The organism is Psychromonas sp. KJ10-5, from assembly GCF_055808325.1.
In genome coordinates this window covers 531896-546188 of sequence record NZ_CM147864.1, presented here as the reverse complement: position 1 = coordinate 546188, position 14293 = coordinate 531896, and the positions used below count along the sequence as shown (strand labels likewise).

Annotated in this window: 15 protein-coding genes; 10 read left to right on the top strand and 5 right to left on the bottom strand. The window is 39.0% G+C overall.

Going from position 1 to position 14293, the window contains the following annotated elements:
* Positions 1 to 4: 4 nt before the first annotated feature.
* From lptD to AC0L3W_RS02605, 5 genes are read left to right on the top strand one after another with little or no spacing between them, the layout of a single operon-like run.
* A complete protein-coding gene (lptD, locus tag AC0L3W_RS02625) occupies positions 5 to 2386 on the top strand; it encodes an LPS assembly protein LptD (RefSeq protein WP_290038500.1) in 2382 nt (793 codons plus the stop codon).
* Between the two features lie 10 nt (positions 2387 to 2396).
* Positions 2397 to 3710: a peptidylprolyl isomerase SurA gene (surA, locus tag AC0L3W_RS02620; protein ID WP_409439739.1), complete on the top strand. Its 1314-nt coding sequence runs from the start codon at positions 2397 to 2399 to the stop codon at positions 3708 to 3710.
* Positions 3711 to 3712: 2 nt separating this feature from the next.
* Positions 3713 to 4708 (top strand): 4-hydroxythreonine-4-phosphate dehydrogenase PdxA, encoded by a 996-nt coding sequence (gene pdxA, locus AC0L3W_RS02615; RefSeq protein WP_409439740.1) that lies wholly within the window; start codon positions 3713 to 3715, stop codon positions 4706 to 4708.
* A gap of 3 nt (positions 4709 to 4711) precedes the next feature.
* Complete coding sequence (rsmA, locus tag AC0L3W_RS02610) at positions 4712 to 5521, top strand: 16S rRNA (adenine(1518)-N(6)/adenine(1519)-N(6))-dimethyltransferase RsmA (protein WP_290038503.1); 810 nt, start codon at positions 4712 to 4714, stop codon at positions 5519 to 5521.
* 6 nt (positions 5522 to 5527) lie between these two features.
* Positions 5528 to 6340: a symmetrical bis(5'-nucleosyl)-tetraphosphatase gene (locus tag AC0L3W_RS02605; protein WP_290038505.1), complete on the top strand. Its 813-nt coding sequence runs from the start codon at positions 5528 to 5530 to the stop codon at positions 6338 to 6340.
* 55 nt (positions 6341 to 6395) lie between these two features.
* On the opposite strand, the gene folA is transcribed toward AC0L3W_RS02605, so the two are convergent.
* Positions 6396 to 6884, bottom strand: coding sequence for a type 3 dihydrofolate reductase (gene folA / locus AC0L3W_RS02600; protein ID WP_409439741.1), 489 nt, complete (start codon positions 6882 to 6884; stop codon positions 6396 to 6398).
* A gap of 303 nt (positions 6885 to 7187) precedes the next feature.
* Between folA and AC0L3W_RS02595 the strand changes: the two genes are divergently transcribed.
* Positions 7188 to 8180, top strand: coding sequence for a DUF2333 family protein (locus tag AC0L3W_RS02595; RefSeq protein WP_409440428.1), 993 nt, complete (start codon positions 7188 to 7190; stop codon positions 8178 to 8180).
* A gap of 80 nt (positions 8181 to 8260) precedes the next feature.
* Here the strand turns inward: AC0L3W_RS02595 and AC0L3W_RS02590 are convergent, their stop codons facing one another.
* The 4 genes from AC0L3W_RS02590 to AC0L3W_RS02575 form a co-directional block, all read right to left on the bottom strand.
* Positions 8261 to 8599 (bottom strand): PBPRA1643 family SWIM/SEC-C metal-binding motif protein, encoded by a 339-nt coding sequence (locus tag AC0L3W_RS02590; RefSeq protein ID WP_290038509.1) that lies wholly within the window; start codon positions 8597 to 8599, stop codon positions 8261 to 8263.
* A 128-nt stretch (positions 8600 to 8727) separates the two neighbouring features.
* Positions 8728 to 9195 (bottom strand): threonine/serine exporter family protein, encoded by a 468-nt coding sequence (locus AC0L3W_RS02585; RefSeq protein WP_409439742.1) that lies wholly within the window; start codon positions 9193 to 9195, stop codon positions 8728 to 8730.
* Positions 9195 to 9971 (bottom strand): threonine/serine exporter family protein, encoded by a 777-nt coding sequence (locus tag AC0L3W_RS02580; RefSeq protein ID WP_290038512.1) that lies wholly within the window; start codon positions 9969 to 9971, stop codon positions 9195 to 9197. The genes AC0L3W_RS02585 and AC0L3W_RS02580 overlap by 1 nt, the downstream gene beginning before the upstream one ends.
* A gap of 12 nt (positions 9972 to 9983) precedes the next feature.
* Positions 9984 to 10940, bottom strand: a complete 957-nt coding sequence (locus tag AC0L3W_RS02575; protein WP_290038514.1) for a methylenetetrahydrofolate reductase — start codon at positions 10938 to 10940, stop codon at positions 9984 to 9986.
* Between the two features lie 234 nt (positions 10941 to 11174).
* Here AC0L3W_RS02575 and rsmE point away from each other — a divergent pair, with 234 nt between their 5' ends.
* From rsmE to ruvX, 4 genes are all read left to right on the top strand, one after another.
* Positions 11175 to 11903: a 16S rRNA (uracil(1498)-N(3))-methyltransferase gene (gene rsmE / locus AC0L3W_RS02570; RefSeq protein ID WP_409439743.1), complete on the top strand. Its 729-nt coding sequence runs from the start codon at positions 11175 to 11177 to the stop codon at positions 11901 to 11903.
* Positions 11904 to 11925: 22 nt separating this feature from the next.
* Complete coding sequence (gshB, locus tag AC0L3W_RS02565) at positions 11926 to 12879, top strand: glutathione synthase (RefSeq protein ID WP_290038517.1); 954 nt, start codon at positions 11926 to 11928, stop codon at positions 12877 to 12879.
* A 92-nt stretch (positions 12880 to 12971) separates the two neighbouring features.
* Complete coding sequence (locus AC0L3W_RS02560) at positions 12972 to 13649, top strand: YqgE/AlgH family protein (protein WP_409439744.1); 678 nt, start codon at positions 12972 to 12974, stop codon at positions 13647 to 13649.
* Positions 13649 to 14086: a Holliday junction resolvase RuvX gene (gene ruvX, locus AC0L3W_RS02555; RefSeq protein ID WP_290038519.1), complete on the top strand. Its 438-nt coding sequence runs from the start codon at positions 13649 to 13651 to the stop codon at positions 14084 to 14086. Before AC0L3W_RS02560 ends, ruvX begins: the two co-directional genes overlap by 1 nt.
* Positions 14087 to 14293: the final 207 nt, after the last annotated feature.

Sequence of the window (14293 nt, the reverse complement as noted above, 5' to 3'; positions counted from 1 at the left end):
ATCCATGCTAAAACTACTGCCTTTATTGTTTATAATATCCCCCATTGCAAGTGCGATTGCACAGGAAGTTGATAATAGTGAATTAAAAGACAATATAAATAATACAGATAATGGTTCAGAAAGTTCAGAAAACACTGAGCTTAATGATCAAGAACTGTTTTTCCAACAGTGTTATCAGCAAGTTCCTCGTATCACAACACGTAATAATGAATTAGATAGAAACCAAATCCCTGTTAGTGTTGATGCTGACTCACTGAGAGGACTAGACGGTGAAATTATTTATCAAGGCGACGTTAACCTAGTGCAAGGTGATAAAAGCCTAAATACTGATAAGTTAATTTATAACCGAGATACCGCACAAGCCAATGCTATTGGTAATGCGCGTTATGTTGATGGCCAAGTTACGCTGTTAGCAGACCAAATTGATACCAACTTTAAAACCGATGAATCTTCAATATTCCAAACCGAATTCCAATTCCATGGCCAAGGTGGTCGCGGTAGTGCAGATGAGGTACATGATAACGGTAAAGGCTTTTACGAACTAAAGTCATCAAATTACACTGCTTGTCCACCTAACGATATTACCTGGAGCTTAGATGCCTCAACGTTATATATCGACCAAGAAGAAGATATGGGTACAGCTTGGAATGCCGTACTAAGAATTAAAGATGTGCCGGTTTTCTATTTCCCTTATATCAGTTACCCATTATCTGATACTCGTAAAACAGGTATTTTATTCCCTACTTATGAATACTCGTCAGTTAATGGGTTAACCTACAAGCAACCTGTATATATTAATATTGCACCTAATCAAGATGCAACTATTACTCCTACTTACATGCAAAATCGTGGCATGTTAGTTGCCGCTGAATATCGTTACCTGTTTGGGATTGGTTCAGGCACAGCTCAGGTTGAATACCTCTCCGATGACCGTATTCGTCAAGATGATGATGGTAATGACATTGGTGACCGTTATTTAGTGCATCTTGATCACTCCGTTGACTTTGGACAAAACTGGCGCTTTGAGGCTGACTACAACAAAGTAAGTGATGAATATTACTTCAGTGATATCAGTACTGATTACGGTACACGTAGTGATAACCAATTATTACAAACCGCGCAATTAAGTTACACAGAAAGCAACTGGAATAGTGAATTAGAAGTGAGAAATTTCCAAGTACTAGAAAGTGATGATGACGATGATTCTTCACATATTGTGTTGCCTAAACTTGCTTTCAATGCGCACAAACCACTTAACTGGAAAAGTTTACAGTTTGATTTGTATTCTGAAGTTACCCGATTTACTCATGATGACGATGACGTATACACAGGTACGCGTGTACATGTAGAGCCTAAAATATCTTTACCTCTATATTATGATTCAATGTTTGTTAACACTGAACTGAAATATATGTTGAGTTACTACGAACAAGATTTAGATAACGCAACCAAGTATGACTGGTATGACGATTTAGAAGAGACTGAAGTGCGTAACCTGCCTTCTTTCAAAATTAACTCAGGTATTAACTTAGAGCGTGACTTAACTTGGTTTGGTGATGATTACCGTCAGACATTAGTACCTCAACTTCAGTACTTATATGTGCCTTACCAAGATCAATCTGGTATTGGTTTATACGATACGACCACTCTTCAACAAGATTACTACGGTCTGTTCCGTGATAACCGTTATTCAGGATATGATCGTATCGCTGAAGCCGATCAACTTACTTTTGGTGTTTCAACAAGCTTCTTAAACGCACAAGGTAAAGAGAAATTACGCTTTGCAGTTGGTCAAAACTACTATTTCTCACAATCACGCACCGTGTTACCAAGTGACGATGATGACGATGACGACACTGAACTAAATAAATCATCGATAGTAGCAGAGCTAGATGTTAACTTTGAAAATGACTACTTTTACCATGCTGGTATCGAGTGGAATAGTGACCAGAACTTTATTCGTCGCGCTAATACAACCTTCGAAAAACGTTGGCTTGGCGACAACTATATGCAACTAAGTTATCGTTATTACAAAGATGACCAAGATGCAGACTGGGATGAAATCGTTAACCAAGTGGGGACAAAAGTAAACTGGTCTCTAAATACTCAATGGTCAACATTTGCTAGTTATTATTATAATGTCGACTATGACAATAGTTTTGAAAGTATTATCGGTATTAAATATCAATCATGTTGTTGGGCGATTGGTTTAACGTATGATCAACATTTACTTTCTTATTATGGTGACGAAGACAGTTACGATGATGATATTGAAACAGAAAGAAGTGTTAGCTTAACATTAGAGTTAAAAGGTTTAGGTGGTGTTGGCACTTCTGGTACTGATGATGGTCTATTCGACTATGGCCGTCCATTTTATTTAAAGTAATAGGTAGAAAATGAATTTATCAAAACGAATTTTAAGTGCTCTTATTGTAGTGACTACATTATCGCCATTCGCGAATGCAGCAGAAGTAGAAGTCGATAAGATTGAAGCTGTGGTCAATAAAGAGCTAATACTCACAAGTGATATGACCAGCATGAAACGTGACTTAATAAAACGTTACCAAGACAGTGGCCAAAGCTTACCTGATGCAGAAATTTTAGATAAACAAGTATTAGATAAATTAATCAGTGACCGTCTACAGCTACAAATTGCAGACCGCATTGGTCTGCGTATCAATGACTCTCAAGTTGACCAAACAATTGTAGAAATAGCAAAAGATCGTGGTACAACAGTTGCTGGCCTACGTCAAGAATTAGCGTCTTCAGGCATTAATTACAAATCATTTGTCAGCAATATTCGTGATGAATTAACGATTAATGAAGTGCGTCAAATACAAGTACGTCGTCGTATCAGCATCTCAGATCAAGAAGTAGAGCAAGTTATTGCCCGTATTAATCAAGCTGGCGAAGAACAAACGGAATTACGTTTTGCACACATTTTATTAAAAGTAGCTGAGGATGCATCACCAGAAGAGAAGCTAGCAGCTGATAAAAAAGCAGAAAAATTAGCAGAACAGATTAAAAATGGCGCGAGTATCCAAACACTTGCAATTGCTAACTCTGAAGGGCCTAAAGCTGAAGAAGGTGGCGATTGGGGATGGAGAAAGTTAGATGAGGTGCCAAGTCTGTTTGCTGAAGAGTTATCAGAAAACAATACGAAAGGCGAAGTCGTTGGCCCTTTCCATACACGCTTAGGTGTACATATAATTAAGATATTGGATAAAAAAGGTGGTCAAAATGTGATGACTGAAGAGGTTAAATCTCGCCATATTTTAATTAAACCGAGCATTATTTTAAGTGAACAAAAAACACAAGAGTTATTAGCGCGCTTACGCCAACAGATCTTAGATGGCACCAAAACCTTTGAAGAATTAGCGAAGCAATACTCACAAGATCCAAGTTCAGCTGTGCGTGGCGGAGATTTAGGCTGGGCAGATCCAAACGTTTATGTACCAGAATTCAGAGACATTGCACAAACTCAAGCGATTGGTGAAATTAGCCAACCATTCCAAACAACACATGGATGGCATATTTTACAAGTGCTAGACAAACGTGAGTCTGACACCACTGAAAGTGCAACCAAACAAAAAGCCTACAATTTAATTTACAGACAACGTTTCCCGGCTGAAGCTTACGCTTGGTTAAATGAATTACGCCAAGAGGCTTACATTAAAATCACTAACCCTGACTACATCATCGAGGAATAAATATGTTACCACGTATTGTAGTAACCGCTGGTGAACCAGGCGGCATAGGCCCTGATTTAATTTTACAACTTGCCGACCAAGTATGGCCGGTAGAGTTAGTGATTTGTGCTGATTTAAACTTACTAAAATCCCGTGCTACGCTACTCAACAAACAGATTAACTTCGTTGAGTATCAACGCGACGGACAACAGGCATCCCCAGCTGTTGGACAACTTACAGTAGCACATATAGAAGCCCCAGCAACTGTTGTAGCAGGCCAATTAAACGTAGAGAATGGTGCTTACGTATTGGAAACATTACGCTTTGCTAGCCAAGGTTGTTTAAATGGTGAATTTGCTGCGGTAGTCACTGCACCGGTCCATAAAGGCATTATTAACGATGCTGGCGTTGCATTCAGTGGCCATACAGAGTTTTTTGCTGAGCAAGCAGGTGTAGATTTAGTGGTAATGATGTTAGCAACCACAGGCTTACGAGTTGCACTTGCAACAACTCACTTGCCGTTATCGGCAGTGCCTGCTGCGATCACAGAGCCATTGCTAGATAATATTATCAGTATCTTAAACGCTGAATTAAAAAACAAATATGCAATACAAAACCCAACTATCTATGTATGTGGATTGAACCCACATGCTGGTGAAGGTGGGCATATGGGTAGAGAAGAGATCGACATCATTGAGCCTGCTTTAGATAATATTCGAGCAAAAGGCATTAACTTAGTAGGTCCACTCCCAGCCGATACCCTCTTTCAAGAAAAATACTTACAAGATGCAGATGCTGTATTAGCCATGTACCATGACCAAGGGTTACCGGTACTTAAGTACAAAGGCTTTGGTCAATCAGTGAATATTACACTAGGCCTACCTTTCATCCGTACATCGGTTGATCACGGCACCGCATTAGATTTAGCAGGAACAGGAAAAGCCGACTCAGGTAGTTTATTATGTGCAGTCAATGAAGCAATTACCATGGTCCAAAGTAACATCAACAAGGTTAACTAAAAAATGAATGATAAAACCCACCTAGGCCATACTGCCCGTAAACGTTTTGGACAAAACTTCTTACATGATGATTACATCATCGATTCGATTGTTGCGGCTATTGCACCACAGGCAGAAGACAATATTGTAGAAATTGGTCCCGGTTTAGGTGCTTTAACAGAGCCCGTTGCACGTAAAGTAAATTGCTTAAACGTCGTCGAATTAGATCGTGATTTGGCAGCACGATTAGAAGAGCACCCAACCCTACGCGATAAACTAAAAATTACTCAAGCCGATGCTATGCGTTTCGACTTTGGTCAATTAGTACAAGGTGACAAGCAGCTACGTGTATTTGGTAACTTACCTTACAATATATCTACACCGTTAATGTTCCACTTGTTTGAGTTTGCAGACAAAATTTCAGACATGCACTTCATGTTACAAAAAGAAGTAGTTAACCGTTTATGTGCAGGTCCTGACTGTAAAGCTTATGGCCGTTTAAGTGTAATGGCACAATATTACTGCAATGTTATTCCAGTGCTAGAAGTGCCACCAACAGCATTTAAACCAGCCCCTAAAGTAGACTCTGCAGTAGTACGTTTAGAGCCTTACGACACACCACCATTTATTGCTAAAAGTATCAAAGTCTTAAACCAAGTATGCTCAATGGCCTTTAACCAACGTCGTAAAACGGTACGTAATGGCTGGCGTGAAATCCTTACTGCTGAAGAACTAACCAGTTTAGATATCAATATTGGTAGCCGTGCAGAAAATATTTCAGTAGAAGAGTATGTACGTGTTGCTAACTACGTTTTTGACCGTCAACAAGACTAAGTTATTATGGCAACCTATATAGTTGGCGATATTCAAGGCTGTTACGACGAATTGCGTCAGCTACTTAAATTGGCAGAATTTGATACTCAGCAGGATGAACTATGGGTAACCGGTGATTTAGTGGCGCGAGGTCCTAAATCACTGCAAACCTTACGTTACATAAAGAAAATAGGCGCAAAAGTGATTCTTGGGAATCACGACTTGCACCTGTTAGCCACCGCCTTAGGTATTCACCCGTTTAAAGAAAAAGATAAAACAGCAGAAATTGTGGCTGCCGATGATGGGCAAGAGCTGCTTACCTGGTTAAGACAACAACCACTTTTACTGCAACATCCTGAGCACAAATTCATCATGGTTCATGCCGGTATATTGCCTGCTTGGAGCATTAAAAAAGCCAAGAAACTTGCTAAAGAAGTTGAAGCACAATTACATGGTGATAATTATAAAACCATGCTGAAAGATATGTACGGTAATCACCCCACACGTTGGAGTAAGTCGTTACAAGGTGTTGAAAGAATGCGTTTTATTGTTAATGTATTCACCCGCATGCGTTACTGTACTATTGATGGCGAATTAGAGTTTCAAAATAAACGTTCACCTAGTGAAGTTCAAGACAGCCAGTTAAAGCCTTGGTTTGATATTACGCCACGTAAGCATAAAAAGCCGATCTTATTTGGACACTGGGCTGCTCTATTAGGTAAAACACAACAACCAGACATTTATCCGTTAGATACAGGATGTGTATGGGGAAATAGTTTGTCGATGATACGTTGGCAAGATAAAAAAATGTTCTCTCTATCCTGCCCTGTTTATGGTTAAACTCAAACGGTCTAAATAATCTAAGTCTATTTAAACTTCACCATTTAGCTCTGAGTTATACTCTATCCAAAGTCAAAAATTCTAAATTATGGGCATTTTTTTCATCAGCGGCATAATGCTCACTACTCACCTTTTGCCACTGACCTTGTGCTAAATAATCAGGGAAATGCGTATCCCCCTTAGTTTTTAAGTCAATCAAAGTCAGGTATAAACGATTCGCACTTGCAAGAAAGTGTTCATAAATGGTTGCACCACCAATAATCATCACCTCATCACTGCCTTCAGCAGCAGCAATTGCCTGCTCTACAGTAGACACACAAGTTACGCCTTCGATACTCAGGTTTACATCTCTTGATACCACAATATTTAAGCGCCCCGGAAGAGCACGACCAATTGAGTCATAGGTTTTTCTGCCCATGATCACTGGCTTACCTAAGGTAGTTTTTTTAAAGTGCTGTAAATCAGCAGGTAAATGCCAAGGCATATCGTTGTCTAAACCAATTACGCGATCTTCAGCCATTGCTACTATCATTGAAATTTTCATGTAACGCCCAAAATATAAAGTGAATATATAAATAACCTGTAAAGCGTTAGTTTAACAATAAAGTTTTAGAATTCATCTATTTAATTAACCTGAGCTCAGCTTAACGGAAACCAGGCTTTCTAAAGTCAGATAGTTAAATCATTTATTAGGCAATACGGTTGGTTGTAATCAGAAATCTGTATAAATAACTGTGTTAACTCGCTTTTCTTATCCAGTGTAGAGGCTATTTATTATCTACAAAGGATAATTATTACTCAGGTTATGCTACAGTCATACTATAGTTATTACTGAAATAGGAAGCCTATAATGCTTACTGCGCTAAAAAAATCTGCCATCCCTTTATTAATCATTATTATTTTTATCTCTTGGTTACTGTCTATTTGGTGGGGCTGGATGCCATCATCTTATAATGTTAAATCGCGTGTTCAGGAAACAGCACAAGCAGAAAATGTTGAATTAGTACCAGGTTATGCCACTGTCACTACCTTAATTGATATGGCTGAGTGGTTAGTGGATAAACCTGGAGGCTTATTATCAAATGATGTTATTCCTCCAGGGTTACTAATGGATAATATGCCCGCATTTGAATATGGTGTGTTAGAGCAAGTTCGTGATTTAGCGTTAGTGATGCGTTTAGACTTCAGTCGTTCACAGTCACAATCAACGGGTGATAAAGACCTTGAAACAGCACAAAATAAAATGAATATTTCACATAAAAATTGGGTGCTACCTAGTGCTGAAAGCGAATATAAAGATGCAATAAAAGCCTTTGCTCGTTACCGTACTCGTCTAAGTGCCGAAGATGAAACAGAAGCACAATTTTATACACGAGCAGATAATTTAAGTGATTGGTTACGAGAAATTGAAAAGCGCTTAGGCTCTATTTCACAAAATTTGAGTGCCAGCGTCGGTAATGATATTTTTGATACCAACTTAGCAGGTGACACCACAGCTAAGCAATCAACAAGAACCTCTGAAGAGTTAAAAATTCAAACTAGCTGGTTTAAAATTGATGATGTATTTTATGAAAGCCGCGGCTCAACTTGGGCTATACTGCACTTTTTAAAAGCGGTTCAAATTGATTTTGCTGATGTATTAGAGAAAAAGAATGCGACAGTGAGCTTAAAACAGATCATCCGTGACTTAGAAGGTACTCAACAAGCAGTATGGAGCCCAATGGTATTAAACGGTAGCGGCTTTGGTTTTCTAGCGAACCATTCATTAGTGATGGCAAATTACGTGTCACGAGCAAATGCAGCATTAATCGACTTAAGACGTTTATTAGAGCAAGGTTAAAACTTCCCTACCCACCATAGAAAACAAAAACGAGCTCCTAGGAGCTCGTTTTATGTAAAAGGCGATGTCAACCTTAGGATCTAAGCACCACAACATTTCTTGAATTTTTTACCACTGCCACAAACACATGGCTCGTTACGTGCAGGTTTCTTTTCAAAACGTGTAGTCACAGGCTTATTAATTAATACATCTAACTCAGTAGTATTTTCTGCTTGCTCAGCATCGACCGTAACTGTAACAACTAATTGATGTTGCTTAGCTAAAGCTTGAATCTCTTCACTGCGCGCTTCGCTGTTTACAATCACCTGCAACGGTAACTCTTCAGTTCCCGCTTTTACAGCACGCTTTGTATTAAAACCATAACTTGAATGTTTTGGCTTCTTCTCTTTTTTACCTTTGAAGAAAAACTTATCTGACATATTTAACCTTTGTTATTTTATTCTTTATTCACGCTTAATCTGTTACGCATATACTCAGCACATGCATTTTGCCGACAGTGTACAGTATTATTAATACCAATCTAGCCTAATCTATAAGCAACGCTAGATTAAACAATAGGTCGACCACGGTAGATAAGAATAGACGGTAATGCCAAACCAAAACTTAACGCGGTTAGGATAAATAAAGTGCGTAAGCCATTTTCCATCACCAATTGCATTAACCCTAAACTATAACCCGTAGTATTGATTTCAACTAAAGCAATCATTGCGGTAAAAGCATAACTACCGGGGATCATCGGAATAACCGAAGCAACTGTAAAAACTGGTCTTGGAATAAGGTGTTTACGTGACCAATACAGACCTAAGAACCCCATATTCGCAGAAACAATAAAAGTCGCCCATTCAATTGGTACACCGTAATGCATTAATAGAAAACGCGAACTATGCGTTAAAGCACCACCGATAGCGCAGTAAATTAACATATGACGCGGTACATTAAACACCATTGCAAAACCGACTGCAGGTATCCAGGCAAACCATGCATCTTCTAATAACAGATAAAGTAATTCAATCATTAGCTAGTCCACCCTGACACACCCACTAGTGTCATCGAAGCGACGATACCAATGGATACACTAATGGCTAATAGTGTCGCAAACACCCAACGTGCTATGCCCATATTAATATGCCCTTTGAGCATATCTGACACTGAGTTAATTAAGGGAAAACCAGGCACCAATAGTAATACACTCGCTGCCATTGCAATTTGTGGGTTCTCACCAGCTTCAAAGATCACCCCAAAACTGGTGATAGTCGTTGCAACAAAAGCCGCAGCAGCAAAATTAACAAAGGGATTATGATGTCGATGAGCGAGCTCTTGACGGAGGATCATAGCAAGAGCAGCAGCTACAAAAGTAACCCAGTAAGCTGCACGGTCACCGCCGAAAAAGTGGCTAAAACTTGCACATGAAAAGCCAATCATTAATACCACCAGCCAGCGGTTATGCTTGAACGGAATTAAACGTTTTAAACGCTTTTTTACATCTCTCACATCCAATAGCTGCTTTTCAGCCATCACACAAATACGCTGAACTTCACAAACCATTTGCATATTAATACCACGATCAAAGCAACGTCTTGTGGTAGTGACACAATGACCGTCCGACAAACTGGTAATGACAATGGCATCAGGACTAACAGATAACTCTATATTATCTGCACCTAGCGCCAAACCAATGCGTTGTGTGGTTTGTTCAATCAGGCGGCTTTCAGCACCATGTTGATGTAAAATCTGTCCTGCAAACACGGCTACCCGTGTCAATTCCGTTTGTGCTTCCTTCGACAAGCTCATGGTGTACTCGACCTATAGTTGAGATTCAGCCAGTTTTAGATCTAACGTGGCTTTAAGAAGTTTGAATAATAATATAGCAGCATCTATCTCTTCTTTGCGATTGGTTAAACTTTCGATGTTTAATCCGAGCGGAATATTTAAGGGTAATACCGCCTGTAATATTTGCTCAAAGTTATTACGACTGATTTGTAGTGATTCTTTTAACGGGTTATCCGACGCTAAAATACGCAATGATGTTGCTTCCGGTACAGAAATCCCTAACCACTCGATAAACTCTAAGGTTTTAGCGCTGCCACATGGAGAAAAAGTTAAAATAACACGTTTTGGTTGAATACCTTGTTGCTTACATTCACTTGCATAACGAGTTAATAGATCAATAGTCGCTTGCGCATTGTATACCGCTTGGGTAATAAAGTACTCACAACCTTGGTCTTGCTTATTACGTAAACGAAGGTGTTCATTCCCCTTAGCAACATGGCGCTCAGCAATCGTCACACCACCTAAATAAAAATCTTGAGGATGGTCTTCAAGCGTTTTATAAGCATCATTCAAAGACAGTTTAATGTCCCCTTCTGATGAAGGAGAGCCAACTAATACCAAATCACGCACTGAAAATTGATGCCAAGCATCAGATAACCACGCAGTAAAATCAGCAGCATCACGTTGCGATACACTTTTATAGGTAATAACGGGTTTATTTACTTTATCGTGTAATAATTTCGAATATAAACGCGAATCATGAGTATATTTAAAAGGAAATGGGCGGGGTTTATCAGTACGAGATGTTTCATCTTGAATATCGTAAACGATTAAACCGTCATATTCTATCTCATCTAAACGCCCTAACAATTTATCTGCAATGCCAGAAACCAGCTCTAAATCAGTATCTTTTTTTGGAGGTGTAGTACCAATGAAATAAACGCCACGTTTCGGATCAGTGGTAATACTTTTTAACTTAGAGTTAGACATATCAAGTTCCCAGACTTTACACAGAAAATAAAAGAGCAAAAGTATCCCATATCTTGCCAACAATTGGTATTAAGGAAAGCATATTAAAAACGCGAGCGTTAAGGTTCACTGCGGCAAAAATCAGCGAATAGACTAAAAGCTTGTATTAAATAGGAATAATTAACCTTTCATCGATGGCGACATAGAAAGTTTTCGCGCTATACTAGCTATTATTTACAACAAAAAAGACCCGTTATGCGCAACCCTCGTTTTTATGAACCACAACCGTTAGCAGAAAACAGCATCATTACACTTTCTGATGATGCTGCTCAACATATTCGTGTTTTGCGTCTTAACCAAGGCGATCAAGTTACTTTGTTTAATGGACAAGGTGGACAGTTTTCAGCACAACTTACTGAGGTACAAAAGCGAAGTTGTAAAGCGCAAATAAACGCATTCCAAGCAACTGATAATGAAAGTCCTCTGTATTTACATTTAGGGCAAGTTATCTCTCGTGGTGACAGAATGGAGTTTGTGGTACAAAAAGCAGTAGAGTTAGGGGTAAACGAAATAACGCCATTAGTCAGTGAACGTTGCGGTGTTAAATTAAATGCTGAACGTATGGCGAAAAAACAACAACAGTGGCAAAAAATAGCCATTGCGGCCTGTGAACAATCAGGTAGAAATATCGTCCCTACAATCCATCCTGTTGTATCCTTAACAGAGTGGAGTGAAGAGCCTGTCGATTGCTGTAAGTTAACCCTACATCCACGTGCTAAATATTCAATGAATACATTACCCGACGATATCCAGCATGTACGTTTATTGATTGGTCCTGAAGGTGGATTTAGTGACGAAGAAATCACCCTAACAGAGACCTTAGCATTTACAGAAACATTATTAGGGCCTCGAGTTTTACGTACTGAAACAGCGGCATTAACTGCGATTACTGCATTACAATGTCGTTTTGGCGATTTAGCTTAATTTATTATCAATAGGAAATTATATGACCATTAAAATTGGTATCGTGATGGATCCCATCGCTGACGTTAATATTAAAAAAGACTCAAGTTTTGCGATGTTATTAGAAGCTCAATCACGTGGTTGGGAATTATACTATTTAGAAATGAAAGATTTACACCTAGAAAACGGTCGCTGTTTTGCAACTAGCAAAAAACTAACTGTTCAACGTAAAGAAGGTGATTTTTATCAATTAGAAGAATCAGTAACGCATCCATTATCTGATTTAGACGCCGTATTAATGCGTAAAGATCCACCTTTTGATACCGAATATATCTATGCCACTTATCTATTAGAGCGCGCAGAAGATGAGGGTTGTTTAATCGTTAACAAACCACAAAGTCTTCGTGATGCCAATGAAAAGCTGTTTACCGCTTGGTTCAGTGAATTCACACCAATTACCTTAGTGACACGCAGTGCTGAAAAAATTCGTGAATTTCACGCTAAGCACAAAGACGTTATCCTAAAACCATTAGATGGAATGGGTGGCGCATCTATTTTCCGTATTAAAGAAAATGACAGCAACGTAGGTGTAATCATCGAGACACTAACCGAGCATCAACAACGTTATTGTATGGCACAAGCATTTATCCCTGAAATCAAAGACGGTGATAAACGTATCTTGATCGTTGACGGTGAACCAATGCCTTATGCATTAGCACGTATTCCAGCAAAAGGTGAAACACGTGGTAACTTAGCAGCTGGCGGTCGAGGTGTAGCACAGCCATTATCTGAATCAGATTGGCATATTGCAAATACCATCGGGCCTAAGTTAAAAGAGAAAGGCTTAATCTTTGTTGGTTTAGACGTCATTGGTGATAAAGTCACTGAAATCAATGTAACAAGCCCAACGTGTATCCAAGAGATTGACAACGCTTATGGTACTAACATCAGTGGCAAATTAATGGATGCCATTGAGAAGCGTGTAAAAGGTGCTTAAATAGACCTAAAAATCCCTATTAATTTGAATACATTGTTATAGTCTAAACACAGAAGATATTGTCAATGTATTCAAAATTCATGGAGAAGCATATGACTATCGATAAAACAAAACCCCCTTTTTCCGATCCAGAGGTTGATCCTTTATTGGAGGTATCTTCTGTTGATGCTGAAATTAAACTTACCGATGAAAATACGCAAACGGAAGTGATTGCTTCTTTAAAAAACCATTTTTTGATTGCGATGCCTTCTTTAACAGATCCTTACTTCAAACAATCAGTAGTTTATATCTGTGAACATGACGAGTTAGGGGCAATGGGTTTTATTATCAACTACCCCGTTAAACTAACCGTACAAGAGTTATTAAAAAATGCTGAAAGCATTGACCATGAACCAAATCCGCCTCTTAAAAAACCCGTGTTTTTAGGTGGTCCATTAGATATGGATAGAGGCTTTGTATTGCATAGCCCAACCAGTGATACTGGCGCACAAAGCACCGTACTGAATGAGCACTTAATGATGTCTAACTCAAATACAGTGTTGTCATCTTTAGGCACAACTCATGAGCCCACTAACTATATGGTCACTCTAGGTTATGCCAGTTGGGATTCAGGACAATTAGAAGAAGAGATGGTTAAAAATCAGTGGCTTACCATTAACTTTGAACATGACATCATCTTCAATACACCTGCAGAACAACGCTGGGCTAGCTCCTTACAAAAATTAGGCGTAGACCCATTACAATTAAGTAGCGAAATAGGCCACGCATAATGACAACAGAAACAAAAGCCCCTAATGCCCTGTTGGGGTTTGACTTTGGTACCAAAAGTATCGGTGTTGCAACAGGACAAATGATCACTGCTACCGCTCAACCTCTCGCAGCAATTAAAGCCAATGATGGCATTCCTAATTGGGACACTGTTGAACATGTCATTAAAGAATGGAAACCCGACCTTATTGTTGTTGGTTTACCCTTAAATATGGATGGTACAGAGCAACCAATTACCCAAAGAGCAAAGAAGTTTGGTAACCGACTATCTGGGCGTTTTGGTGCCAAAGTCGCATTTCAAGATGAGCGTTTAACTACTGCGAGTGCCAAAGAATTTATTTTTGAGCGAGGTGGTTATAAAGCCTTAGAAAAAGGCAAAGTAGATAGTGTATCCGCCGCGTTGATTTTAGAAAGCTGGATGGAAAGTTACTGGCAATAACAAACCACTATTTAGCTACTGCTCTGACATTAAGCACAGATACTTAGCCATATGGATTTAAGTATCTGTCATTTTTCATTATAACGTTCAATTTATTCTAACAACATCATTTCAATACAGTACTTGATATTATATTGACCTACCTGATATTCAGTTTTATATTAAACCGTTGCCTGCCAACGAATAAATTCAACATGGATGCTGCAT

What these genes read in the sequence shown, in the direction of transcription:
- AC0L3W_RS02590 (WP_290038509.1), bottom strand. Translation starts at nt 8,599, where the DNA reads ATGTCAGATAAGTTTTTCTTCAAAGGTAAAAAAGAGAAGAAGCCAAAA.
- AC0L3W_RS02575 (WP_290038514.1), bottom strand. Translation starts at nt 10,940, where the DNA reads ATGTCTAACTCTAAGTTAAAAAGTATTACCACTGATCCGAAACGTGGC.
- folA (WP_409439741.1), bottom strand. Translation starts at nt 6,884, where the DNA reads ATGAAAATTTCAATGATAGTAGCAATGGCTGAAGATCGCGTAATTGGT.
- gshB (WP_290038517.1), top strand. Translation starts at nt 11,926, where the DNA reads ATGACCATTAAAATTGGTATCGTGATGGATCCCATCGCTGACGTTAAT.
- rsmA (WP_290038503.1), top strand. Translation starts at nt 4,712, where the DNA reads ATGAATGATAAAACCCACCTAGGCCATACTGCCCGTAAACGTTTTGGA.
- AC0L3W_RS02605 (WP_290038505.1), top strand. Translation starts at nt 5,528, where the DNA reads ATGGCAACCTATATAGTTGGCGATATTCAAGGCTGTTACGACGAATTG.
- lptD (WP_290038500.1), top strand. Translation starts at nt 5, where the DNA reads ATGCTAAAACTACTGCCTTTATTGTTTATAATATCCCCCATTGCAAGT.
- pdxA (WP_409439740.1), top strand. Translation starts at nt 3,713, where the DNA reads ATGTTACCACGTATTGTAGTAACCGCTGGTGAACCAGGCGGCATAGGC.
- ruvX (WP_290038519.1), top strand. Translation starts at nt 13,649, where the DNA reads ATGACAACAGAAACAAAAGCCCCTAATGCCCTGTTGGGGTTTGACTTT.
- AC0L3W_RS02560 (WP_409439744.1), top strand. Translation starts at nt 12,972, where the DNA reads ATGACTATCGATAAAACAAAACCCCCTTTTTCCGATCCAGAGGTTGAT.
- AC0L3W_RS02580 (WP_290038512.1), bottom strand. Translation starts at nt 9,971, where the DNA reads ATGAGCTTGTCGAAGGAAGCACAAACGGAATTGACACGGGTAGCCGTG.
- AC0L3W_RS02585 (WP_409439742.1), bottom strand. Translation starts at nt 9,195, where the DNA reads ATGATTGAATTACTTTATCTGTTATTAGAAGATGCATGGTTTGCCTGG.
- rsmE (WP_409439743.1), top strand. Translation starts at nt 11,175, where the DNA reads ATGCGCAACCCTCGTTTTTATGAACCACAACCGTTAGCAGAAAACAGC.
- surA (WP_409439739.1), top strand. Translation starts at nt 2,397, where the DNA reads ATGAATTTATCAAAACGAATTTTAAGTGCTCTTATTGTAGTGACTACA.